This is a genomic window from Agrococcus sp. TF02-05 (genome assembly GCF_017565345.1).
GTDB lineage: Bacteria > Actinomycetota > Actinomycetes > Actinomycetales > Microbacteriaceae > Agrococcus > Agrococcus pavilionensis.
This window is the reverse complement of the sequence record NZ_JAGEKO010000001.1, coordinates 1-22,955: the sequence shown is the minus strand read 5'-3', so window position 1 is coordinate 22,955 and position 22,955 is coordinate 1. Positions and strand designations below refer to the sequence as shown.

At 73.8% G+C, this 22,955-nt stretch carries 24 protein-coding genes; 4 read left to right on the top strand and 20 right to left on the bottom strand.

Annotated features, from left to right (window positions below; translation table 11 throughout):
- Positions 1 to 17: 17 nt before the first annotated feature.
- The 9 genes from rsfS to rplU all read right to left on the bottom strand — a co-directional run bounded on the left by rsfS (position 18) and on the right by rplU (position 6,762).
- A complete protein-coding gene (rsfS, locus tag JQT67_RS00120; RefSeq protein ID WP_021010998.1) occupies positions 18 to 401 on the bottom strand; it encodes a ribosome silencing factor in 384 nt (127 codons plus the stop codon).
- A gap of 16 nt (positions 402 to 417) precedes the next feature.
- A complete protein-coding gene (locus JQT67_RS00115; RefSeq protein ID WP_208063012.1) occupies positions 418 to 1,620 on the bottom strand; it encodes a hypothetical protein in 1,203 nt (400 codons plus the stop codon).
- Positions 1,617 to 2,213 (bottom strand): nicotinate-nucleotide adenylyltransferase, encoded by a 597-nt coding sequence (gene nadD / locus JQT67_RS00110; RefSeq protein WP_031223936.1) that lies wholly within the window; start codon positions 2,211 to 2,213, stop codon positions 1,617 to 1,619. The genes JQT67_RS00115 and nadD overlap by 4 nt, the downstream gene beginning before the upstream one ends.
- Before the next feature lie 9 nt (positions 2,214 to 2,222).
- A complete protein-coding gene (locus JQT67_RS00105) occupies positions 2,223 to 2,417 on the bottom strand; it encodes a hypothetical protein (RefSeq protein WP_208063011.1) in 195 nt (64 codons plus the stop codon).
- Between the two features lie 27 nt (positions 2,418 to 2,444).
- Entirely contained in the window at positions 2,445 to 3,692 is a 1,248-nt protein-coding gene (locus JQT67_RS00100) for a glutamate-5-semialdehyde dehydrogenase (RefSeq protein WP_208063010.1), read from the bottom strand.
- A gap of 104 nt (positions 3,693 to 3,796) precedes the next feature.
- On the bottom strand, positions 3,797 to 4,588 hold the full coding sequence (proB, locus tag JQT67_RS00095; RefSeq protein ID WP_208063009.1) for a glutamate 5-kinase: 792 nt from the start codon (positions 4,586 to 4,588) through the stop codon (positions 3,797 to 3,799).
- Positions 4,585 to 6,117, bottom strand: a complete 1,533-nt coding sequence (gene obgE / locus JQT67_RS00090; RefSeq protein ID WP_021010991.1) for a GTPase ObgE — start codon at positions 6,115 to 6,117, stop codon at positions 4,585 to 4,587. The genes proB and obgE overlap by 4 nt, the downstream gene beginning before the upstream one ends.
- 68 nt (positions 6,118 to 6,185) lie before the next feature.
- Entirely contained in the window at positions 6,186 to 6,440 is a 255-nt protein-coding gene (gene rpmA, locus JQT67_RS00085) for a 50S ribosomal protein L27 (RefSeq protein ID WP_021010990.1), read from the bottom strand.
- Positions 6,441 to 6,453: 13 nt separating this feature from the next.
- Entirely contained in the window at positions 6,454 to 6,762 is a 309-nt protein-coding gene (gene rplU, locus JQT67_RS00080; protein WP_021010989.1) for a 50S ribosomal protein L21, read from the bottom strand.
- 156 nt (positions 6,763 to 6,918) lie between these two features.
- Here rplU and JQT67_RS00075 point away from each other — a divergent pair, with 156 nt between their 5' ends.
- Positions 6,919 to 7,200, top strand: coding sequence for a DUF4031 domain-containing protein (locus tag JQT67_RS00075; RefSeq protein ID WP_208063008.1), 282 nt, complete (start codon positions 6,919 to 6,921; stop codon positions 7,198 to 7,200).
- 80 nt (positions 7,201 to 7,280) lie between these two features.
- Here JQT67_RS00075 and JQT67_RS00070 read toward each other — a convergent pair whose 3' ends face one another.
- Both JQT67_RS00070 and leuE read right to left on the bottom strand, forming a co-directional pair.
- Complete coding sequence (locus JQT67_RS00070) at positions 7,281 to 9,776, bottom strand: Rne/Rng family ribonuclease (RefSeq protein WP_208063007.1); 2,496 nt, start codon at positions 9,774 to 9,776, stop codon at positions 7,281 to 7,283.
- A 200-nt stretch (positions 9,777 to 9,976) separates the two neighbouring features.
- Complete coding sequence (gene leuE / locus JQT67_RS00065) at positions 9,977 to 10,660, bottom strand: leucine efflux protein LeuE (RefSeq protein ID WP_208063006.1); 684 nt, start codon at positions 10,658 to 10,660, stop codon at positions 9,977 to 9,979.
- Positions 10,661 to 10,699: 39 nt separating this feature from the next.
- Between leuE and JQT67_RS00060 the strand changes: the two genes are divergently transcribed.
- Complete coding sequence (locus tag JQT67_RS00060; RefSeq protein ID WP_208063005.1) at positions 10,700 to 11,317, top strand: vitamin K epoxide reductase family protein; 618 nt, start codon at positions 10,700 to 10,702, stop codon at positions 11,315 to 11,317.
- A gap of 32 nt (positions 11,318 to 11,349) precedes the next feature.
- Here the strand turns inward: JQT67_RS00060 and ndk are convergent, their stop codons facing one another.
- The 7 genes from ndk to JQT67_RS00025 form a co-directional block, all read right to left on the bottom strand.
- Entirely contained in the window at positions 11,350 to 11,760 is a 411-nt protein-coding gene (gene ndk, locus JQT67_RS00055; protein WP_208063004.1) for a nucleoside-diphosphate kinase, read from the bottom strand.
- A gap of 243 nt (positions 11,761 to 12,003) precedes the next feature.
- Entirely contained in the window at positions 12,004 to 12,414 is a 411-nt protein-coding gene (locus tag JQT67_RS00050; RefSeq protein WP_208063003.1) for a DUF4233 domain-containing protein, read from the bottom strand.
- Complete coding sequence (locus JQT67_RS00045) at positions 12,411 to 13,856, bottom strand: folylpolyglutamate synthase/dihydrofolate synthase family protein (protein ID WP_307864121.1); 1,446 nt, start codon at positions 13,854 to 13,856, stop codon at positions 12,411 to 12,413. Before JQT67_RS00045 ends, JQT67_RS00050 begins: the two co-directional genes overlap by 4 nt.
- Positions 13,853 to 17,161 carry an isoleucine--tRNA ligase gene (gene ileS, locus JQT67_RS00040; protein WP_208063002.1) on the bottom strand — a complete coding sequence of 1,103 codons (3,309 nt, stop codon included), beginning with the start codon at positions 17,159 to 17,161 and terminating at the stop codon, positions 13,853 to 13,855. Before ileS ends, JQT67_RS00045 begins: the two co-directional genes overlap by 4 nt.
- A 236-nt stretch (positions 17,162 to 17,397) precedes the next feature.
- Positions 17,398 to 18,234 carry a hypothetical protein gene (locus tag JQT67_RS00035; protein WP_208063001.1) on the bottom strand — a complete coding sequence of 279 codons (837 nt, stop codon included), beginning with the start codon at positions 18,232 to 18,234 and terminating at the stop codon, positions 17,398 to 17,400.
- On the bottom strand, positions 18,231 to 18,920 hold the full coding sequence (locus JQT67_RS00030; protein ID WP_208063000.1) for a response regulator transcription factor: 690 nt from the start codon (positions 18,918 to 18,920) through the stop codon (positions 18,231 to 18,233). Before JQT67_RS00030 ends, JQT67_RS00035 begins: the two co-directional genes overlap by 4 nt.
- Positions 18,908 to 20,131: a sensor histidine kinase gene (locus tag JQT67_RS00025; protein ID WP_208062999.1), complete on the bottom strand. Its 1,224-nt coding sequence runs from the start codon at positions 20,129 to 20,131 to the stop codon at positions 18,908 to 18,910. The genes JQT67_RS00030 and JQT67_RS00025 overlap by 13 nt, the downstream gene beginning before the upstream one ends.
- 116 nt (positions 20,132 to 20,247) lie before the next feature.
- Between JQT67_RS00025 and JQT67_RS00020 the strand changes: the two genes are divergently transcribed.
- Entirely contained in the window at positions 20,248 to 20,727 is a 480-nt protein-coding gene (locus JQT67_RS00020) for a hypothetical protein (RefSeq protein ID WP_208062998.1), read from the top strand.
- Positions 20,728 to 20,760: 33 nt separating this feature from the next.
- Positions 20,761 to 21,615, top strand: a complete 855-nt coding sequence (locus JQT67_RS00015; RefSeq protein ID WP_208062997.1) for an aminotransferase class IV — start codon at positions 20,761 to 20,763, stop codon at positions 21,613 to 21,615.
- On the opposite strand, the gene JQT67_RS00010 is transcribed toward JQT67_RS00015, so the two are convergent.
- Positions 21,612 to 22,484 (bottom strand): hypothetical protein, encoded by an 873-nt coding sequence (locus JQT67_RS00010; protein WP_208062996.1) that lies wholly within the window; start codon positions 22,482 to 22,484, stop codon positions 21,612 to 21,614. The genes JQT67_RS00015 and JQT67_RS00010 overlap by 4 nt on opposite strands.
- A 47-nt stretch (positions 22,485 to 22,531) precedes the next feature.
- Complete coding sequence (locus JQT67_RS00005) at positions 22,532 to 22,801, bottom strand: hypothetical protein (protein WP_208062995.1); 270 nt, start codon at positions 22,799 to 22,801, stop codon at positions 22,532 to 22,534.
- Between the last annotated feature and the right edge of the window lie 154 nt (positions 22,802 to 22,955).

Below are 22,955 nucleotides of genomic sequence, written 5' to 3'. Positions count from 1 at the left end.
GGCGCTGTGCCGTCGGGCTACTCGCCCGCGGGCGCCGCCTGCTCGGGCAGCTGCAGGTCGACGACCGGCGCATCGCGCCAGAGCCGCTCGAGCTGGTAGTAGGTGCGCTCCTCCTCGTGGAAGACGTGCACCACGATGTCGGAGAAGTCGAGCAGCACCCAGCGCCCGTCGGCGCGGCCCTCGCGGCGGATGGGCTTCGCGCCGTCGACGATGAGCGCGTCCTCGATCTCCCGCGCGATCGCGCTCACCTGCCGCTCGTTGCGGCCCGTCGCGATGAGGAAGACGTCGGTGAGCGGCAGCTGCCCCGAGACGTCGAGCGCCACCTGGTCGACGGCGAGCGCCTTGTCGGCGGCGCGCGCCGCGGCTCGGGCGAGTTCGATCGCCCGCTGATCGGCACTCATCGTGCACTCCTGATGTTCAGAGGATCCCCTGCGAGAGGGCCCAGACGATGACGCCGACGACGCCCGCGACGAACACGCCCGCTCCCGCGCCGATGGCGACCGGGACGACGTTCGTGCGCTGCTTCTGCGGCGCGATCTGCACGCGGGCGTTCGCGTACGACGAGACGGCCTTCGAGGCGCGCACGGGCGCGGTCTCGGGGCTCGTGACCTCGCCCTCGGCGACCTCGGCGTCGACGTCGCTGCCGTCGATCGAGGCGCTGCCGCGGCCCGACGAGGCGAAGCCCTCGGGCACGTCGATCGAGCCGGTGACGAGCAGTCCGTCCTCGCCCTCGAGCTGGAAGTCGGGACTGTCGGTGCCGGCGGGCAGCACGAGCGCGTTCGCCGTGAACGACGACGTCGACGAGCCGCTCCCGCTCGTCGCGACGCCCTGGTCGCGGAGGTCGGCGATGTGGTGCTCGGAGGTGTCGGAGACGACGTTGACGATGACGGGCAGGCGCTGCGACTGGCCGCGGCTCGGCCCCGTCGGGGTCGGCTCCTCCTCGGCCTCGGCGGCCCGCTTGTCCTCGAGCTGTGCGGGCGTCGACTCGGCGACGCGGTGCGCCGAGACGCGAGGCTGCTCGACGACGACCTCGTCGATCTCGAGGCTGTCGAGCTCGTGGTCGTCGACGGTGTCGAGGCCCTGCACGTCGTCGACCTGCACGCTCGAGCGGCGCGCCGACGAGGGCGCGGGCACGGATGCAGTGGGCTGCTGGGCGGGCGGGGCCGGCTCGACCTCGGCCTCGATGACCTCGGAGCGCTTGGCCTCGACGGCGTCGACGCGATCCATCGCGACGGTCTCGGGCAGGTCGATCGGCGCCTGGGGCGCCTCGGCGGACTTCTTGCGACCGAAGAAGCGGCCGAGCGGCTTCGAGGGCTGCGGCGCGGGCTCGGGCGCGAGCTCCGGCTGCGGCGCGAGCTCGGTCGCATCGTCGGCGGCGGGCTCGGGCGCGTCGACCGCGAGCTGCGCTTCGAGCGGCTCGATGGGCTGGGTCTCGGCGGGCGCCGCGGGGACGCTCGGGGTGGAGTGGCGGCCGAGCCGCTCGGGCTCGTCGCTCAGCTGCTCGCGCTCGGCTGCATCGGGGACCGGCGGGACGCCGTCGGTGCGGGCCAGCTCTGCAGCGCGCTCGAGCTCGCGAAGCTGACGCCGGGTGAGCGGGCGCCCCTCGTTCGCATCGGTCATGCTGTCAGTCTCCGGTACAGGTCGTGCTTGCTGATGTATTGAACCACCCCGTCGGGCACGAGGTACCAGACGGGATAGCCGGCGCGAACGCGCGCTCGGCAATCGGTCGAGGATATCGCAAGGGCGGGGATCTCCAGCTCCGAGACACGCTCCCTCGGATAGTCCTGCACCGAGAGGTGGTGGCCCGGGCGGGTGACCGCGACGAAGTGCGCGAGCTCCCAGAGCTCGTCGGCGTCCTTCCACTCCACGATCGAGGTGAACGCATCCGCCCCGGTGATGAAGAAGAGCTCGGCGTCCGGGTGCGCGGCCCGCACGTCGCGGAGGGTGTCGATCGTGTAGGTCGGCCCGCCGCGGTCGATGTCGATGCGGCTGACGCGGAAGCGCGGGTTCGACGCCGTCGCGATGACCGTCATGAGGTAGCGGTCCTCGCTCGGCGAGACGTTGCGCTTCTGGTACGGCTCGCCGGTCGGCACGAACACGACCTCGTCGAGCGCGAAGTGGTGCGCGACCTCGCTCGCGGCGACGAGGTGGCCGTTGTGGACGGGATCGAACGTGCCGCCCATGATGCCGAGGCGTCGGCGGCGCTCAGCCACGGAGGCGGATCAGGCGTTGCCGTGCACGTCGTGCCGCTCGGAGCGGTGCGCGACGTCGCGGAACGATCGCAGCACGACCGCCGAGATGATGAAGACGGCGGCCGTGATGCCCGCGGCGATGTAGGGCCCGAATGCCGAGGCGGAGTCGCCCTCGGCCTCGAGCGAGGCCTCGAGCAGGGCCGAGGTCAGCGTGATCAGCGTCATGGTGCAAGCCTATCGCGGTCGGATCGGTCAGGCCCGCACCTGGCCGGAGCCCCGCACGATCCACTTCGTGCTCGTGAGCTCGGGCAGTCCCATCGGTCCGCGCGCGTGCGCCTTCTGGGTCGAGATGCCCACCTCGGCGCCGAAGCCGAACTCGCCGCCATCGGTGAACCGGGTGGATGCGTTGTGCATGACGACCGCGGAGTCGACCTCCGCGAGGAACCGGGCGGCCGCATCCGCGTCGTCGGTGATGATCGTGTCGGTGTGGTGGGTGCCGAATGCATTGACGTGCTCGATCGCGGCGTCGAGGTCGTCGACGACGCCGATCGCGACGTCCATCGAGAGGTGCTCGGTCGCCCAGCCGCCCTCGCCGAGCGGCGCCGCGGCGTCGACGCCGGGCAGCGCGTCGTCGGCGTGGATTGTGACGCCCGCCTGCTGCAGCGCGACGGCGATGGCCGGCACGGCGGTCTCGGCGATGTCGCGGTGCACGAGCACCGTCTCGAGCGCGTTGCAGACGCTCGTGCGCTGCGTCTTCGCGTTGAGCACGATGTCGAGCGCCATCGGCAGGTCGGCGGCGCGGTCGACGAAGGCGTGCACGACGCCGGCGCCCGTCTCGATGACCGGCACGGTCGACTCGGTCACGACGCGGTCGATGAGCGCGGCGCTCCCCCGCGGCACGAGCAGGTCGATGAGGCCGCGGGCGCGCATGAGCCGGCCGGCGCCGTCGCGGCCGAAGCGGTCGATCGTCTGCACGACCTCGCGCGGCAGGCCTTCGCCCTCCACCGCATCCTGGATCGCCTCGACGAGCGCGGCGTTCGTGCGCTCGGCGGCCGAGCCGCCGCGCAGCACGACGGCGTTGCCGGAGCCGAGCCCGATGCACGCGAGGTCGACCGTGACGTTGGGGCGTGCCTCGTAGATGACGCCGACGACGCCGAACGGCACGCGCACCTCGGTGAGCTCGAGCCCGTTCGGCAGCGTGCGCTCGCGCAGCACCTCGCCGATCGGGTCGGGCAGCTCGGCGAGCGCGCGGGCGGCGGCGGCGAGGCCGGCGATGCGGCGCTCGTCGAGCAGCAGCCGGTCGAGCATGCCCTCGGCGAGGCCGCTCTCGCGCCCGCGCTCGAGGTCCTCGGCGTTCGCGGCGAGGATGCGGTCGGTCGCGGCCTCGATCGCCGTCGCGATCGCGCGGATCGCCTCGTGCCGCTGGCCCGCCGGCGCGACGCCGAGGGCGCGGGAAGCCCGCTTCGAGTCGGTCAGCAGCGCGTCGAGGTCATCGGCCATGCCTCGATCCTAGGAGCCGCCGGATGCTGCCCAGCCCTCGCTCCCGCCCTGCGCACGAGTCGAGGGTCTGCGTCCGAGTGCGGGGGCGGCTCGGACGCGAACCCTCAACTGGCGGCGGCGACGCGCGCGGCGGGGTTCGGCTCGAACTCGGTGCCGAGGCGCTCGCCCGAGAGCAGCCGGTCGAGCAGCGGTGTCGCGGTGACGGTGACCGTGACGCCCGCGTCGGCCGCGAGCCGGGCCGCGTCGACCTTCGTCATCGCGCCGCCCGAGCCGATGTGCGAACCGGAGGCGCCGAGGCGCACGCCCTCGAGCGGGTCGCCGAAGGGCACGCGCTCGATCGGCTCGGAGCCGGGCTCGTCCGGCGGCGCGGTGCGGAGCGCCTCGATGTCGGAGAGCAGGATGAGCCGGTCGGCGCCGACGAGCCGGGCGACGAGCGCCGCGAGCCGGTCGTTGTCGCCGAAGCGGATCTCGTGGGTCGCGACCGTGTCGTTCTCGTTGACGATCGGCAGCATCCGCAGCTCGAGCAGCCGCTCGAGCGCGTTCCTTGCGTTGACGCGGTGCGAGTCGAGCTCCATGTCGGAGGCGGTCAAGAGGATCTGCGCCGCGACGACCTCGTGCCGCGAGAGGCTCCGCTGGTACCGGTTCATGAGCACGTTCTGCCCGACCGCCGCCGCGGCCTGCTGCATCGGCAGGTCGACGGGCCGCGACTCGAGGCCGAGGTAGGGCATGCCGGTCGAGATCGCGCCTGAGGACACGAGGATGACCTCGGCCGAGCGGTGCAGCCGGGCGAGGGCGTCGACGAGCGGCTCGATCTGGCCGCGCCGCTCGCCCGAGATCGACGAGGAGCCGACCTTGACGACGACGCGCTCGCCGGCAGTGAGGTCGAGCCGCGTCATCCCTCGTCTTCCCAGCGCTGCACCTCGAAGCCCTCGTCGTCGGTCCACAGGCCCGCCTCGCGCTCGGTGCCGAGCTCGTCGCGCGCGGCCTGCTTCGCGTCCATGCGGCGGTGGTACTCGTCGCGCCGCTCCGCGGTCGTGCGGCGGTCGTTCCGGTCGAGCCGCGGGTCGGTGCCGCGGTTGCCGACGAGCTCGGCGGCCGAGACGATCGTCGGCTCCCAGTCGAAGACGATGCCCGCGCCGGGCCCGATGACGACGGTCGCGCCCGGGACGGCGCCGGCCTTGAGCAGCGCCTCCTCCGTGCCGAGCTTCGCGAGCCGGTCGGCGAGGTAGCCGACCGCCTCGTCGTTCTGGAAGTCGGTCTGCTGCACCCAGCGCTCGGGCTTCGCACCGAGGATGCGGTACACCGGCCCGGCGTGCGAGCCCTCGACCTTGATCGTGAACCCGGCGTCGTCGATCGCGCGCGGCCGCAGCACGATGCGCTCGGGCACCGGCTCCGCGGCCTTCGCGGCGCGGTCGGCCTCGACGATCTCGGCGAGCGCGAACGAGAGCTCGCGCAGGCCCTTGTGCGCGACGGTCGAGATCTCGAAGACCCGGAAGCCCATCGCCTCGATGTCCTCGCGCACGAACGCGGCGAGCTCGGCGGCCTCGGGCACGTCGATCTTGTTGAGCGCGACGAGCTGCTGGCGCTCGAGCAGCGGCGTCTGGCCCTCGGGCACCGGGTAGGCGGCGAGCTCCGCGAGGATGACCTGCAGGTCGCTCACCGGGTCGCGGCCCGGCTCGAGCGTCGCGCAGTCGATGACGTGCAGGAGCGCCGAGCAGCGCTCGACGTGGCGGAGGAACTCGAGGCCGAGGCCCTTGCCCTCGCTCGCGCCCTCGATGAGGCCCGGCACGTCGGCGATCGTGTAGCGCGTCTGGCCGGACTCGACGACGCCGAGGTTCGGGTGCAGCGTCGTGAACGGGTAGTCGGCGATCTTCGGCCGCGCGGCCGACATCGCGGCGACGAGGCTCGACTTGCCGGCGCTCGGGAAGCCCACGAGCGCGACGTCGGCGACGGTCTTGAGCTCGAGCGTGACGTCGCCCTCGAAGCCCGGCGTGCCGAGGAGCGCGAAGCCGGGCGCGCGGCGCTTCTGGTTGGAGAGCGCGGCGTTGCCGAGCCCGCCCTGGCCGCCCTCGGCGACGACGACCCGCATGCCCGCTTGCGAGAGGTCCGCGAGCTGCTCGCCCGACGCATCCGACACCACCGTGCCGACCGGCACGGGCAGCACGAGGTCGGCGCCCGTCGTGCCGGAGCGGTGGTCGCCCATGCCCGGCTGCCCGTTCTCGCTCGCGCGGTGCGGGTTGCGGTGGTAGCCGAGCAGCGTCGTCACCTGGTTGTCGGCGACGAGCACGATGTCGCCGCCGTCGCCGCCGTTGCCGCCGTCGGGGCCGGCGAGCGGCTTGAACTTCTCGCGCTTGACGGAGACGCAGCCGTGGCCGCCGTTCCCTGCGCGCAGGTGCAGCGTCACCTGGTCGACGAATGTCGCCACGGAGGCCTCCTCTCGATGCGAGAACGGGGCGAGCCGAAGCCCGCCCCGTTCATCGGGTGTGTCTGGTGTCAGCCCGCGGCGACGATGTTGACGACCTTGCGGCCGCCCTTCGTGCCGAACTCGACCGCGCCCGCCTCGAGGGCGAACAGCGTGTCGTCGCCGCCACGGCCGACGCCGGCGCCGGGGTGGAAGTGGGTGCCGCGCTGGCGGACGATGATCTCGCCGGCCTTGACGACCTGGCCGCCGAAGCGCTTCACGCCGAGGCGCTGCGCGTTCGAGTCACGGCCGTTGCGGGTGGACGATGCGCCCTTCTTGTGTGCCATGTCTGCGGCTCCCTTACTTGATGCCGGTGACCTTGAGGCGCGTGAGCTCCGAGCGGTGGCCCATGCGGCGCTTGTAGCCGGTCTTGTTGCGGTAGTGCTGGATGCGGATCTTCGGGCCGCGCAGGTCGGTCACGACCTCGGCCGTCACCTTGACCTTGGCGAGCGCGTCGGCGTCGGTCGTGACCTTGTCGCCGTCGACGAGTAGCACGGGGGCCAGCTCGACGTTGCCGTTGTCGTCACCGGCGATGCGGTCGACGACGAGCACGGTGCCGACCTCGACCTTCTCCTGCCGGCCGCCGGCGCGCACGATTGCGTACACCACGTTGGATCCTCACTGTTGGAACGACTCCCGGCGGGGCCGGGACGAAGCTTGTAGCGCGCGCAAGGAATTGCGACGAGCGCCAGCGAACAACGATACACGCCGCGAGCCATGCCGGTCAACAGCGCCGCCCCGCGTGCCGCCGCTACCGTGGGGCGCATGGCGATCCTGGTGGACGAGCCGCTCTGGCCCAATCACGGCACGATGTGGGCGCACCTCGTGAGCGACTCGTCGCTCGACGAGCTGCACGCGTTCGCGCGCGCGGCGGGCATCCCTCGGCGCGGGTTCGACCACGACCACTACGACGTGCCCGCCGAGCGGATCGCCGAGCTCGTGGCGATGGGCGCCGAGCAGGTGGCGCCGAAGGTGCTCGTGAAGCGGCTCATCGCGAGCGGGCTGCGCGTGAAGGAGCGCGACCGGCGGCCTCCGCTCGTCGAGTAGGCGCGCAGCGCCGCATCGAGACGGATCTCGATGCGGCCGCTCCGCGGCCTCTTCGATCGACGCAGGGGCGGCCTGCTCGATCAGCGGTCGTCGTCGGGCTTCGCCGTGATGACGCCGGAGGAGGCGCGGCGCGAGCGTCGCGCGGCCTTGCCGGTGCCGGGCGCGGGCGCCGCGAGTGCGTCGAGCGCCCCGCCGAGCAGCCCGTCGAGGTCGCGCTCCGTCGCCTTCTCGGCCACGGGCTCCTGCTTCGCCTCGACGGGGATGTCGAGGATCGTCACGACCGGCTCGGCGGCGACGGCCTCGACGGCCGTCTTCGAGGGCTGCACCTTGCCGGAGGGGCGCTCGCGCTGCGACGGCTCCGCGGCAGGCCGCTCCCCCGTCGGCTGCTCGGCATCGGCTGGCTTGCCCTTCGCGGCGGCCGCGATCTGCGAGAGCCCCTTGCGCATGTCGTCGGTGATCGCGTGCGTGCCGCCGCCGTTGCCGCCGCCCTGCTGCTGCTGGTGCTGCTCGGGCTGCTGCTCGCCCTGCTTGCCGCGGCCGCGTCGGCGACCGCCGCCCTGGCCGCCGTTCTCCTGCTGCTGGCGCTGCGGCTTCGAGACGGGCTCGTGGTGCACGATGACGCCGCGGCCGGCGCAGATCTCGCACGGCTCCGAGTAGGTCTCGAGCAGGCCGAGGCCGAGCTTCTTGCGCGTCATCTGCACGAGGCCGAGGCTCGTGACCTCCGCCACCTGGTGCTTCGTGCGGTCGCGGCTGAGGCACTCGATGAGGCGCCGCTGCACGAGGTCGCGGTTCGACTCGAGCACCATGTCGATGAAGTCGATCACGATGATGCCGCCGATGTCGCGCAGCCGCAGCTGGCGCACGATCTCCTCGGCAGCCTCGAGGTTGTTCTTGGTGACCGTCTCCTCGAGGTTGCCGCCCGCGCCGACGAAGCGGCCCGTGTTGACGTCGACGACGGTCATCGCCTCGGTGCGGTCGATGACGAGCGAGCCGCCCGAAGGCAGCCACACCTTGCGGTCGAGCGCCTTGTCGATCTGCTCGGCGATGCGGAAGTGGTCGAAGGGGTCGTCGGTGCCCTCGTAGGCCTCGACCCGGTCGAGCAGGTCGGGCGCGATCGCCTCGAGGTACTCGCGGATCGTGGCGAGCGCCTCCGAGCCCTGGATGATGAGCTTCGAGAAGTCCTCGTTGAAGACGTCGCGGACGATCTTCACGAGCAGGTCGGGCTCGGCGTGGAGGCGCTGCGGCGCGGAGCCGTTCCGGAGCTGCTGGATGCGCTCCCACTGGCGCGTGAGGCGCTCGACGTCGCGCGTGAGCTGCTCCTCGGTCGCGCCCTCGGCGGCGGTGCGCACGATGACGCCGACGCCCTCGGGCAGCACCTGCTTGAGGATCTTCTTGAGGCGCGCGCGCTCGGTGTCGGGCAGCTTGCGCGAGATGCCGTTCATCGAGCCGCCGGGCACCGAGACGAGGTAGCGGCCGGGCAGCGAGATCTGGCTCGTGAGCCGCGCGCCCTTGTGGCCGACCGGGTCCTTCGTGACCTGCACGAGCACGGTGTCGCCGGGCTTGAGCGCGAGCTCGATCTTGCGCGGCTGGCCCTCGAGCTCGGCGGCGTCCCAGTCGACCTCGCCCGAGTAGAGCACGGCGTTGCGGCCACGGCCGATGTCGACGAACGCGGCCTCCATGCTCGGCAGCACGTTCTGCACGCGGCCGAGGTAGACGTTGCCGATGAGGCTCGACTCGCTCGCCTTCGCGACGTAGTGCTCGACGAGCACGCCGTCCTCGAGCACCGCGAGCTGCACCCGGTCGTGCTTCGAGCGCACGATCATCTGCCGCTCGACGGCCTCGCGGCGGGCGAGGAACTCGGTCTCGGTCACGACCGTGCGGCGGCGGCCGGCGTCGCGGCCCTCGCGGCGGCGCTGGCGCTTCGCCTCGAGGCGCGTCGAGCCGCGCACCTTCTGCGGCTCGGTGATGAGCGGCTTCTCGTCCTCCGAGCGGCGCGAGCGCGACCGCGAGCGGGAGCGGCGCGAGCGCCGGCCGTCCTGCTGGTCGTCGCCCTCGTCGTCGTCCTCGTCGTCCTCGTCGTCGAGCTCGGCGCGCAGCGGCGGCAGCGCGGGGAGCCGCGCGAGGTCGGGCGCGTGGAAGAGCAGGCCGAAGGGGCCGGCCGGCACCTCGGGCAGCACGCGCGCGGCCGCGACCGGGTCGATCTCGATCGGCTCGTCGGCGGCGGCGCCGTCCTGGGAGGATGCGTCCGCGGGCTTGCCGGGGTCGGCGAGGCCCGGCTCGTGGCCCGGCTCCTGCTCGCCGGACTGGGTCAGCGCAGCGGCCGACGCCTCGGCGGCCGGCTGCTGCGCGGGCTCGGCCTCTGCCTGCTCGGCCGACGCACCCGCGGTCTCAGCCGACGCATCCGCCGTCTGAGCCGACGCATCCGCGGACGCCGGGGCGGCATCCGCCTCGGGCGCGGCCTTGCGGCGCGTCGTGGCGCGCTTGCGGGGCGCCTTCTGCGCCTCGGGCTCGCTCGTCTCTGCTGCCCCCGTCGCCGTCGTCGGCTCTTCGGGGAGGGTCGTGTCGTTGTCCACCATCGCTGGCGCGCTCCTGCCACGACCGGCGCCGCCGGTCGTCATCTCTGTCGCGAACGGGGCGCGCCCCGGCGCGAATCCTTCCTTCCGCCCCCTCGCGGGGACGACCCGGGTCGGCGGTGCCGCCCGGAAAACCTGTGCGAGCGCCCGTCGGACGCTGCGGGAAGTCTACCGCACGCGCTCTGCGCGACCGCTGCCGTCGCTCAGGGCAGCACGACCCGCACCGCGAGGGCGAGGAAGCCGAGCGCGGCGACGAGCGTGCCGACGATCGCGAGCCAGCCGTGCGGCTGCACCCGGCGGCCGATGTTCGCACCGATGAGCACGAGCACCGTGAGGTAGGCCGCCGAGAGCCCCTCGATGATCAGCATGAGCACGAGCAGGTCGACGAGCGGGGTCGGCGAGGCGGGATCGATGAACTGCAGGAAGAAGGAGGCGAAGAAGAGGATCGCCTTCGGGTTCAGCAGGCTCGTCACGAGCGCGGTGCGGAAGGGCCGCAGCCTCGGCTCCGCGATGATCGGGTTCGGTGCCGTCGGCGGGCTGATGGGGCTCTCGGTCGGCTCGGGCTCGGCGGTGCGCCGCAGCTTCGCGCGCATCCGCACGACCGCGCTGCGCACGAGCCCGAGCGCGAGCCAGCACAAGTAGAGCGCGCCCGCCCAGATGAGCACGGTGTAGACGACGGGGTTGGCCGAGAGCGCCTGCGCCGAGAGCACCGCGAGCACCATGAGGATCGCGTCGCCGAGGAAGACGCCGAGCATCGCGCGGAAGCCGGGCCCGCGACCGGCGCGCAGGGATGTCGTGGCGACGAACAGGCTGTTCGCGCCCGGCAGCAGCACGATGACGATCGCACCCAAGGTGAATGCCGTGAGCGTCGCCGCGTCGAAGCTCATCGCTCCCCCGGCCTGAGAGGATGCTCAGCAGGAGGCACCATGACCGACGCTCGACCCGCCCACATCGCCGCGCCCGTGTGGCTCGGCGTGCTGCTCATCGTCACGGGGCTCGCGGGGCTCTCGGGCGCCTTCGCGCTCTCGGTCGAGCGCATCGAGCTGCTGCTCCACCCGGAGGAGCTGCTCTCGTGCGACCTGAACCCGTTCCTGTCGTGCTCGGGCGCGATGGAGTCGGAGCAGGGCAGGCTGTTCGGCTTCCCGAACCCGTTCCTCGGGCTCATGGCGTTCCCTGCTCCGATCATCATGGGGGCGCTGACGCTCGGTCGCGTCGCGATGCCGCGGTGGGTGTGGACGGTCTTCTCGATCGGCGTGCTCGGCGGGCTCGTGTTCGTGCTGTGGCTCGCGCAGCAGTCGGTCTTCGTGCTGGGCTTCGTCTGCCCCTGGTGCTTCCTCGTCTGGATGGCGATGTACGCGATGGCGTTCCCGCTCTGGACGTGGGCGCTCGGCGCCGGCGCGCTGCCGGCGCCCGCCGGGCTGCGGCGCACGGCGGCCCGCTTCTCGGCGTGGGGCTGGGTGCTCTCGCTCGCGCTCGCCGTGATCGTCGTCGTGACGATCATGGTCGTGCTGCCGGGCATCCCCCGGTTCCTCTTCTCCTTCTAGCGAGGCCTGGGCGGCGGCTCAGCCGCTCTGGTTCAGCTGAACCAGAGGGCGAGCTCGCGCGCCGCCGACTCCTCGGAGTCGGAGCCGTGCACGAGGTTCTGCTGCACCTTGAGGCCCCAGTCGCGGCCGAGGTCGCCGCGGATCGTGCCGGGCGCGGCGGTCGTCGGGTCGGTCGTGCCGGCGAGCGAGCGGAAGCCCTCGATGACGCGGTCGCCCTCGAGGCGGATCGCGACCGACGGGCCCGAGAGCATGAACTCGACGAGCGGCTCGAAGAACGGCTTGCCGCGGTGCTCGTCGTAGTGCTCCTCGAGCAGCGCGCGCTCGGGCTGCACCATCCGCAGGTCGGCGACGACGTAGCCCTTGGCCTCGATGCGCGCGAGGATCGCGCCGGTCAGCTGGCGCTTGACGCCGTCGGGCTTGATGAGGACGAGGGTGCTCTGCATGGGCTCCAGCCTACCGACGTCGCTCGGCCACGCCGCCGCGCAGCGGCGCGGTCAGCGCCGGTCATGTGCACGCTGTCGCGGCCCGGCGGCGCGGCGAGCCGCAAGAGCGTGCACATCGCCGCGGACGCCGCGCGAGCAGCGCCCGACATGTGCACGCTGTCGCGGCCCGGCGCCGCCGCGAGCCGCAAGAGCGTGCACATCACGCAGCCGCGCTCGCGCCGGCGCGCGGACGGCCCGCGCGGATCAGGTGCCGGGGGCTCCCCGCGGGTCGAGGCCCGCGGCGCGGCGCCGCCGCTCGATGCCGCGCGCCTTGGCGAAGCAGTAGATCCACAGGCCGATGAGCACGAGCGCGACGACGCCCCACACCGGCTCGAAGGCCGTGAGCGCCGCGACGGCGACCTGCATCGCGAGGCTCACGAGCCAGCCCCACGGGCGCGAGAGCAGCGGCATCGTCGCGATGAGCGCGACGCCGACCGCGACGAACGCGACGGGCGCGGGCCAGTCTCGCGTCACGCCCCACGCGGCGAGCGCCCCGAACGCGATGCCCGCGACCTCGAGGCCGTGCACGATGCGCAGCAGCGCCTCCATCGCGCCGCGCGCCGGTCGCGACCGGCGCTTCGCCGTGCCCTCCGCCTCGGCCGTGGGCTCGCTCATGCCTGTCCCTCCTCGTCGGTGACCTCGACCGTCGCCGCCTGCCGGCGCGCGTCGGGCCGCAGCAGCCAGCCCGCCTCGCGAGCATGGCCGAGCACGTCGCCGAGCAGCGTGATCGACCCCGTGACGACGACCGCCCCGCCGCGGTCGGTCGCGGCCTCGCGTGCCGTCTCGACCGCGGTCTCGAGGTCGGGCTCGACGACGACGCGGTCGGCGCCGAGCACGGCGACGGCCTGCGCCGCGAGCTCGTCGGCGTCGAGCGCGCGCTCGGACGTCGACTGCGTGACGACGACCTCGTCGACGACCCCCTCGAGCGCCTCGAGCACGCCCCGCGCGTCCTTGCCCGCGAGCACGCCGAGCACGAGCGTCACGCGCTCGAGGCCGAAGTACTCGCCGAGCGCGGCGCGAAGCGCCGTCGCGCCGTGCGGGTTGTGCGCGGCGTCGAGGATGACGAGCGGATGCGCTCCGACGGCGTCGAGGCGGCCGGGCGACGTCGCGGCGGCGAAGCCGTCGGCGAGCACCTCGGCGGTCATCGCCTGCGAGCCGCCGCCGAGGAACGCCTCGACGGCGATGAGCGCGAGGGTCGCGTTCGCGCCCTGGTGCGCGCCCATGAGCGGCACGAGCTGGTCGATGTACTCGGCCGCGAGGCCGCGCACGGTGATGAGCTGGCCGCCGACGGCGACCGACTGGCCGGCGAGGGCGAAGTCGCGCCCCTCGACGAGCAGCCGCGCGCCGACCTCGGTCGCGCGCGCCTCGAGCACCGCGAGGGCCTCGGGCTGCTGCTGCGCCGAGACGACGATCGCGTCGGGCTTGATGATGCCGGCCTTCTCGCGCGCGATCGCCTCGACCGTCGAGCCGAGCCGGTTCGTGTGGTCGAGCGCGATCGGCGTGATGACCGCGACGTCGCCGTCGGCGACGTTCGTCGAGTCCCACGTGCCGCCCATCCCGACCTCGAGCACCGCGACGTCGACCGGCGCATCCGCGAGCACCGAGAGCGCGAGCACCGTGAACGCCTCGAAGAACGTCAGCCGCCGCTGCCCCGCGGCCTCGAGCTCGCGGTCGACGAGCTCGAGCACGGGCGCGATGTCGTCGTAGCCGCGCGCGAACACCTCGTCCGAGACGGGCTCGCCGTCGATGAGGATGCGCTCGTTGACGCGCTCGAGGTGGGGGCTCGTGAGCACGCCCGTGCGGAGGCCGTGCGCGCGCAGCAGCGCGTCGGCGATGCGGGCGGTCGAGCCCTTGCCGTTCGTGCCGGTGATGTGGATGACGCGGTAGGAGCGCTGCGGGTCGCCGAGCAGCTCCACCGCCCGCCGGGTCGCCTCGATGCGCGGCTCGACCGCCTGCTCCCCCGCCCGGTCGAGCAGCGCGTCGTAGGCGGCGCGTGCCGCCTCGGCGTGCTCGAGCGATTCGAGGATGCGGTCGTCGACGTCGTCGTGCTCGCTCACGCGCCCACCTCCACGCGGCCGGCGTCGACGCGCTCGAGCCAGATCGCGAGCGGCGAGCCGTCGCCGACGCGGTGCGCCGTGCGGCCGTCGGCGAGCTCGCCCATCGTGTCGTCGACGCGGTCGAGCGCGAGCTCGAGCGCGAGCGTCTCGGCCATCACGAGCTCGCGGTTCGCCTCGAGCGCCCGCACGCCGTGCTCGTCGGAGCCGAGCTCGAGGCGGATGCGGTCGGAGACGTCGAGCCCGGCCTCCTTGCGAGCCTGCTGCACGGCGCGCACGACGTCGCGCGCGAGGCCCTCGGCCTCGAGCTCGGGCGTCGTCGCGGTGTCGAGCACGACGAAGCCGCCGCCGGGCAGGAAGCCCACCGCGGCCGACTCGTCGGCCACCTCGAGCGCGAGCTCGAACTCGCCCTCCTGCAGGGCGATGCCGCCGGCGGTCACGACGCCGTCCTCCGCGACCCAGTCGCCCGCGCGCGCGGCCTGGATGGCGCGCTGCACGTCCTTGCCGAGCCGCGGGCCCGCGGCGCGCGCGTTGACCTGCAGCCGGCGCGAGATGCCGTAGCGCTCGAGCGAGCCCTCGTCGGCCTCCTCGAGCACGACCTCCCGCACGTTGAGCTCGTCCTGCAGCACCGCGCGGAACGACGCGACGTCGACCGAGCCGACGACGGTGAGGGTCGGCAGCGGCAGCCGCACGCGCTTCTTCGCCTGCTTGCGCAGGGCGTTGCCGACGCTCGCGATCGCGCGCACGGCGTCCATCTGCCGCACGAGCTCGTCGTCGGCGGGCAGGTCGGCGACCTCCGGCCAGTCGGTGAGGTGCACCGAGCGGCCGCCCGTGAGGCCCTTCCAGACCTCCTCGGTGACGAGCGGCGAGAGCGGCGCGGCGATGCGCGAGAGCGTCTCGAGCACCGTCCAGAGCGTGTCGAACGCCTGCGAGCCCGAGCCGTCCGACGAGACCCCGAGCCAGAACCGGTCGCGCGAGCGCCGCACGTACCAGTTGGTGAGCACGTCGAGGAACTCGCGCACCGCCCAGGTCGCGCCCGTCGCGTCGAGCCGCTCGAGCGCATCCGTCGTCGTCTCGACCGTCTTCCGCAGCTTCGCGAGGATGTAGCGGTCGAGCACGTCGGTCGACTCGGTCGAGCGCTTCGCGAGGTAGGGCTCGCCGTCGACGGCCCGGTTGGCGTAGGTCGCGAAGAAGTACCACGTCGACCACAGCGGCAGGTGGAACTGCCGCAGCGCCTCGCGGATGCCCTCCTCCGAGACGACGAAGTTGCCGCCCCGCAGGATCGAGCCCTGCAGCAGGTTCCAGCGCACCGCATCCGAGCCGTAGGCGTCGAACGACTCGTTGACGTCGGGGTAGTTGCGGCGCGACTTCGAGGCCTTGAAGCCGTCGTCGCCGAGGATGATGCCGTGGCTGATGACGTTCTCGAACGCCGGGCGCCCGAAGAGCGCGACCGAGAGCACGTGCATGACGTAGAACCAGCCGCGCGTCTGCCCGATGTACTCGACGATGTAGTCGGCCGGGCTGTGCTCGGCGAACCACTGCTCGTTCTCGAACGGGTAGTGGAACTGCGCGAACGGCATCGAGCCCGAGTCGAACCACACGTCGAGCACGTCGGGGATGCGGCGCATGGTGCTCTTGCCCGTCGGGTCGTCGGGGTTCGGCCGCGTGAGCTCGTCGATCGCCGGGCGGTGCAGGTCGGTCGGGCGCACGCCGAAGTCGCGCTCGAGCTCGTCGAGCGAGCCGTAGACGTCGACGCGCGGGTGGTTCGGGTCGTCGCTCTTCCACACCGGGATGGGGCTGCCCCAGTAGCGGTTGCGGCTGATGGACCAGTCGCGCGCGCCCTCGAGCCACTTGCCGAACTGGCCGTGCTTGACGTTCTCGGGCACCCACGTGATCTGCTCGTTCGCGGCGAGCAGGTCGTCCTTGATCTCGGTGACGCGCACGAACCAGCTCGAGACGGCCTTGTAGATGAGGGGGTTCCGGCAGCGCCAGCAGTGCGGGTAGGAGTGCGCGTAGGAGGCCTGCCGCAGCACGCGGCCGGCGTCCTTCAGCAGCTTCGAGAGCGTCTTGTTGGCGTCGAAGACCTGCTGCCCGGCCACGGGCGGCACGCTCTCGAGGAAGCGGCCGCCGTCGTCGACCGAGAGGATCGTCGGGATGCCCGCGGCGGTCGAGACGCGCTGGTCGTCCTCGCCGTAGGCGGGCGCCTGGTGCACGATGCCCGTGCCCTCGCCCGTCGCGACGTAGTCGTCGACGAGGACGCGGAAGGCGCGCTCTGTGCCCCAGACGGATGCGTCGGTGAAGAAGTCGAAGAGCGGCTCGTACTCGAGTCCCGCGAGATCCTCGCCGCGCAGCGTGCGCGTGACGGCCGCGAGCGCCGCCTCCGCGTCGTCGTAGCCGAGGTCCTTCGCATAGGCGGGCACGGTCGCGGCGGCGAGCAGGAACGAGCCCTCGCCCGCCGTCGTGCCGCTCGGCCCCGCGGGCACGACGACGTACTCGATCTCGGGGCCGACCGCGAGCGCCATGTTCGTCGGCAGCGTCCACGGGGTCGTCGTCCACGCGAGGGCCTTGACGCCCGTCAGGCCCGACGCATCCGCCGCCTCGCCCCGGAACGGGAACGTGACGGTGAGCGTCGTGTCCTGCCGGTCCTGGTAGACGTCGTCGTCCATGCGCAGCTCGTGGTTCGACAGCGGCGTCTCGTCGCGCCAGCAGTACGGCAGCACGCGGTAGCCCTCGTAGGCGAGGCCCTTGTCGTAGAGCTCCTTGAACGCCCAGATGACGCTCTCCATGTAGGAGAGGTCGAGCGTCTTGTAGCCGCCCTCGAAGTCGACCCAGCGCGCCTGGCGGGTGACGTAGTCCTCCCACTCGTCGACGTACTGCAGCACCGACTCGCGCGCGCGGGCGTTGAAGACGTCGACGCCCATCGCCTCGATCTCGGCCTTCTCGGTGATGCCGAGCTGCTTCATCGCCTCGAGCTCGGCGGGCAGTCCGTGGGTGTCCCAGCCGAACACGCGCGGCACCTGCTTGCCGCGCATGGTCTGGAAGCGCGGGAAGACATCCTTGGCGTAGCCCGTGAGGAGGTGGCCGTAGTGCGGCAGGCCGTTCGCGAACGGCGGGCCGTCGTAGAAGACCCACTCGGGGCAGCCCTCGCGCTGCTCGACCGACGCCTTGAAGGTGTCGTCGCCCTTCCAGAAGGCGAGGATGCCGCGCTCGAGGGCGGGGAGGTCGGGGCTCGCCACGACGCCGGCGGCGTCGGTCGTGCCGCTCGCGAGCGGGTAGCGGTGCTGGTCGGTCACGCTGGTCTCCTGCATCCTCGGTTCTCGGATGCGGGGACGCTCTCGCGCGGTACCACCCCGCTTGCTCCCCGTGCCTGGGCTCGGGTCGCCGCTCTGTGCCTGGTCGTGCTCGTTGTTCACGACCGGGCCTCCGGCTGTGACGGGCCTGCCCCGTTCGGATCTACTGAGCGCCGCTGCACCTGACGGTGCCTCGTCGCCGTTCTGCCGACCGCTCCCCGGTGATGGCCGGATCGATGCGTGTGCCTGTGATCCTACCGCGACTCGCCCCGCAGCGTCACGCTCCCGGCGCTCACCTCGACGTCGATCGTCGCGGCCGCCTGGCGGTCGGCGTCGACGTCGATCGCGGCGCTGCCGGCGGAGACGTCCTGCGTCACCGCGTACTGGCCGTCGGGGATCGCGAGCTCGATCGCGCCCGCGCTCACGGTCGCGGTGATCGCCGCGGGCTGCTCGCCCGTCACTGCGCCGACGACGCGGCCCGCGCTCACGTCGAGCTGCACCGTGCGCGGCGAGTCGATCGCGAGCCGCGCCTCACCCGCCGAGACCTGCACGTCGAGCGCGTCGGCGGTGCCGCCGAGCTGGGCGCTGCCGGCGCTGAGGTCGAGCTCGGCCCGGCGCCAGTCGGCCGCGGCGTCGAGGCTGCCGGCGGAGACGTCGGCGACGATGTGGAGCCCGGCGTCCTCGAGCTCGGCCGGCAGCGTGAGCGTCACCTGCTCCTCGCCGAAGCCGCGGTCGCCGAACCCGAAGCCCCAGCCGCCGCCCCAGGGGCCCCACTGCCAGCCGGTGCCGACGACGAGCGCGTCGCCCTGGCGCTCGAGCGTCCACCGCTGCACGGGCCCGCCCGTCGAGCTCGCGTCGAGCGTCGCCTGGTCGACGTCGGCGAAGACGACGTCGAAGTCGGCCGCCGAGGTCGACAGGCGCAGCTCGGCGACGCCCTCGGCGTCGGCGCTCCAGGTGCCGTCCGTCGCGCGGTGCGTCGCGATGCCGTTCACGACGCCGCCGCCGATCGCGAAGACCGCGGCGATCGCGCCGAGCACGACGAGCACGATGCTGATCGCGCGTCCCGCGCGGTTGGTGGTGGGGATGGTCATCGGATGCCTCCTGGGGCGTCGTGCGGGCGGCCCTGGTCGGAGCCGGGCGCGTCGAGGTGGGCGAGCACCGCGAGCACGCGGCGGTTGCCGTCCTCGGGGTCGAGCTCGAGCTTCTGGAAGACCGCGGAGATGTGCTTCTCGACACTGCCCGCGGAGATGTAGAGGCGATCGGCGATCGCCTGGTTGGCGGCGCCCTCGGCCATGAGCGCGAGCACCTGGCGCTCGCGCGGCGTGAGCCGCTCCATGCGCGCGTCGCGGCGACGGCGCGCGAGCAGCTGCGTGACGACCTCCGGGTCGAGCACCGTGCCGCCGCTCGCGACCTGCTCGATCGCGGCGAGGAAGTCGCGCACGTCGGCGACCCGGTCCTTGAGCAGGTAGCCGAAGCCCGCCGGACCGCTCGCGATGAGGTCGGCGGCGTAGCGCTCCTCGACGTACTGCGAGAGCACGAGCACGCGCGGCCGGTCGCCGCGGCTGCGGATGCCGATCGCGGCGAGGATCCCCTCGTTCGTGCGGGTCGGCGGCATGCGCACGTCGAGGATCGCGAGGTCGGGATCGGATGCGCGGATCGCGGCCTCGAGCGCGGTCGCGTCGGGCAGCTGCGCGACCACCTCGTGGCCCGCATCCGTCAGCAGTCGCGCGATGCCCTCGCGCAGGAGGACGGAGTCCTCGCAGATCAGGATGCGCACGGGACGTCCACCTCGATCGCGGTCGGGCCCCCGACGGGGCTGGAGAGGGTGAGGGTGCCGCCGACACCGGCGACGCGGTTCGCGAGCCCGTCGATGCCGCCGCCCGGCAGGCGCTCGGCGCCGCCGATGCCGTCGTCCTCGATGCGCGCCCACAGCGCGTGCTCACGGGTGCGGATCGAGACGCGGATGCGGCTCGCGCGCGCGTGCTTCTGCGCGTTCGTGATGCCCTCAGCGATCGCGAAGTAGACGGCGGTCTCGCTCTCGCGCGAGCAGCGCCGCTCGAGCCGCGCGTCGACCTCGACGGGGATGGCGCTGCGGGCGGCGAGCGCCGAGACGGCGGCGTCGAGGCCGCGGTCGTCGAGCACGGCGACGTGGATGCCGCGGGCGACCTGGCGGAGCTCGGTCACCGCGTTCTTCGACGACGCGTGCGCCTCGTCGATGAGCCGCTTCGCGCCCTCAGGGTCGGTCTCGATGCGGTCGCGCGCCATGCCGAGCTGCATCGCGATCGAGACGAGCCGCGGCTGCACGCCGTCGTGGAGGTCGCGCTCGATGCGGGTGCGGTCGTAGTCGGCGGCCTGCACGACGCCCTGCCGGCGCTCGCGCTCGTGGAGCGCCCTCGCCTCGAGCTGCGCGCGCTCGTCGGGCACGAGGAGCCCGAGCGCGACGCCGCGGTGGGCGATCGCGAGGCCGATCGTGCCGGCGATGCCGGCGGCGAGCGCGAGGATCCCGAGCAGCGGCGCCCACTCGACGGGCACGGCGATCGAGGTGAGCGGGATGCGCACGCGCGCGGCGTCGCCGAGCGGCGCGAACGCGAGCGGGATGCCGAGGCCGACGAGCGGCAGCAGGCTCAGCACGAAGACGCCGAAGAGGCTCGCGAGCGCGAAGCTGAGGATCGCGCGCCAGTGGGCGCCGTCACTCACGATGCGGAGCAGCCGGTGCGGCACCCGCAGCCAGTCGGTGCGGTGCGAGCCGCGCAGCACGGCCGGCGGCACGGGCGCGTCGTACAGCGCAGCGATGCGCTCGCGCTCGAACCACGCGACGGCGAACATCCCGAGCAGCGCGAGCGCGAGGAAGAGCACGCCGACGACGACGACGAGGAGCCCGGCGCCGAGCGCGACGAAGGTGAGGATGATCGTGAGGATCGGGAGGCCGATCGAGCCGAGCACCACGAGGTGCGCGATCGTCGCGAGGAGGGGGCCGAGGCGTTGCATGGCTCCACGCTAGGCGCGCGGGCAGCTGGCCGCGCGGCGGTTGCCCGGAAGCCTCGCGGGGGCTATCCCCCATGCGCGCCGGGCTCGGCCATAGCCGCCGTCGGTACCCTCGCGGCATGCCCGCCTCCCGCATCCGCCTCGGCGCCGCAGGCCTCGCAGCCGCGGCCGCCCTGCTCGTCACCGGTTGCGGCATCCTGCCGTCGCCGTCGCCCGCGCCGGTGCCGACGACGCCCGCGACCGTCGAGCCCGCGCCCGGCGATCAGGCGCAGCAGTGCGCGCAGGTGCTGGCGGAGGTGACGGCGATCGCGACGGACGTCGCCCGTGTCGGCGAGCTGCTCGCGACCGATCCGTTCGGCGCGCTCGCGCTCGTCGGGAGCATCTCGACCAGGGTCGGCGATCTCGAGACGCGCGTGACCGATCCGGCGCTGCTCGAGCGCATCGGCGAGATCCAGGCCGGGTGGGATGCGCTCGTCGCCGACGCGCAGGAGTCGCTCGCCTCGGGCGACGCCGCGGGCATCGAGCGCGCCGGCACGGCGCTCGCGGAGCTCGGCGACCGCGTCGTCGCGCTGCAGGAGTTCTGCGCCGGCACGCCGTGACGCCCCCGCATCCCGCGCCCCTACGCTGAGCGCATGACCGCTCCCCTGCTCGCCCTGCTCGACGGCTCGCTCGCCGACGTCGCGCAACCGCTCATCCGCGCCGACGACCTCGGCGTCGTGCGCGGCGACGGCGTCTTCGATGCCGCGCTCGCGCGCAGGGGCGCCGACGGCGCGGGCGTCGTGCGCGACCGCGACGCGCACCTCGACCGACTCGCGCGCTCGGCGGCGATCCTGCAGCTGCCCGAGCCCGACCGCGCGGGCTTCGGCCGGGCGGTCGATGCGCTCCTCGCGGCATGGGACTTCGACGCGCAGCCCGAGGCCGTCATCCGGCTCGTGCTCACCCGCGGGCCGGAGTCGGGCGGCGACCCGACCGCGTTCGCCCTCATGGCACCGATCTCGGCGGGCGTGCTGCGCGAGCGCGCCGAGGGCGTCTCGATCACGCTGCTCGGCCGCGGGCACGACGGCGACGAGGTCGCGTCGATGCCGTGGCTGCTGCCGGGCGCGAAGAGCCTCTCGTACTCGATCAACATGGCGGCGAAGCGGCACGCGGCGCAGCGCGGCTTCGACGACGTCGTCTTCGTCTCGCCCGCGGGGCAGCTGCTCGAGGGGCCCACGTCGACGCTCGTCGTCGATCGCGGCGGGCGGCTCCTCACGCCGCCGCAGGACGGCATCCTCGCTTCGCTCACCCTCGAGCGGCTCATGCGCGAGGCGCCCGTCGCGGGCGTCGAGGTCGCGTTCGAGCCGCTCGGGCCCGCCGACCTGCTCGGCAGCGACGGCGCGTGGCTGCTCTCGTCGGGCCGGCTCGTCGCGGCGGTGACGAGCGTCGACGGCACCGAGCTGCCGCGCTCGCCGCTCGACGCGACGGTGCGGCGGCTGCTCGACGCCTAGGGCAGCCGCTCGGCCTGCGCGGCGAGGAGCGCCGCGATCGCCTCGGCAGGGGCGTCCTCGTGCAGCACCGCGACGACGTACCGTCCGCCCGCGGCGGCGTCGACGACGAGCGCTGCGTCGTCGGATCGGAGCGCGACGGCCGCGCCGTGCGCCGGCGCCGGGGCCGCGAAGGTGCCCGACTCGGTGTCGGTGCCCTCGCACGCCACCGCGAGCGCCTGCAGCGCCGCGATGCCGTCAGCGGCGGCCTCGGCGCTCGGGTAGCGCAGCACCGTGACGTTGAAGACGGCCCCTCGCTCACTGCCGGCCGAGAGCGCGACCATCGCCGCCTCGCTCGCGGCGCCATCGACAGCGCCGGCGGTCGCGGCGCACTCGGCGCTCGCCGTGCGCGCGACGGCCACGTGCGGGATCGCCTCGCCGACCGGCACGGTGGCGGGCGGCGCGAGCTCGACCCACTCGCCGTCCGTCCACGTCGGAGCGGGCAATGATCCGGCGTCGACGAGCAGCTCGACGAGCGCGCGCGGCGCTGCCGGGGCGGTCGGCGTCGGGCTCGGCGCGGCGGACGCCGTGGGCTCGGCCGGCGGGGTCGGGGTCGGACGCGCGGGCCCCGGCGGCGGCGTCGGCGACGGCCCGGCGTGCGGCTCGCCGGGATCCGCGCCGGCCTCGGGCGACCGCGGACGGACGCCGGGCGCCTCGCCGCCGTGACCGCTGACGGCGGGGAGCGCCTCGGGCGGCGCGACACCCGGCGCCGGGACGTCAGGCTCTGGGCCCGCGTCGGTGCGGCTCGGCGTCGCGGCCGCGCCGCAGCCGACGAGAGCGGCGCTCATGAGCAGGGCGGCGGCCCCCGTGATGATCCGATGCCCGCGCCGCATGTCCCCCATGATGGGCGGCCCGCCTGGGAAGGCGGGGGTCGGCGCGGTCAGCCTCGCGGATCGTTGTGGATTCGTGATGCGGCGGCGAGCGGCTCGATCGCGGCGCGCACCGCGACAGCGGCCTCCGGGCGGCCCGGCTCGAGCGCCCACGCCGCGAGCGCCGCGCAGGCCGCGGCGACGATCGCGACCGGCGCGACGGCCGCGGCGGGCGACTCGGGCAGCGCGTCGCGCTCGAGGGCGAGCGCGAGCGCCGCGCGCTCGACGCGCGGTTGCAGCCGCGCGGGCGCGCCGTCGCGGAGCTCGGCCTCGGCGCCCATAGCCCGCGCGCCGCGGCGCGCGACGGGCGGGGTGCGCCCCCACGGCTCGACCGCGGCGACGACCGCCTACCCGAGCGCGTCGAGCGCACCGCGCTCGCCACCGGAGCCTGCCCCCAGCGTCGCCTCGGTCTCCTCTACGGCCCTCCCGCTGCCG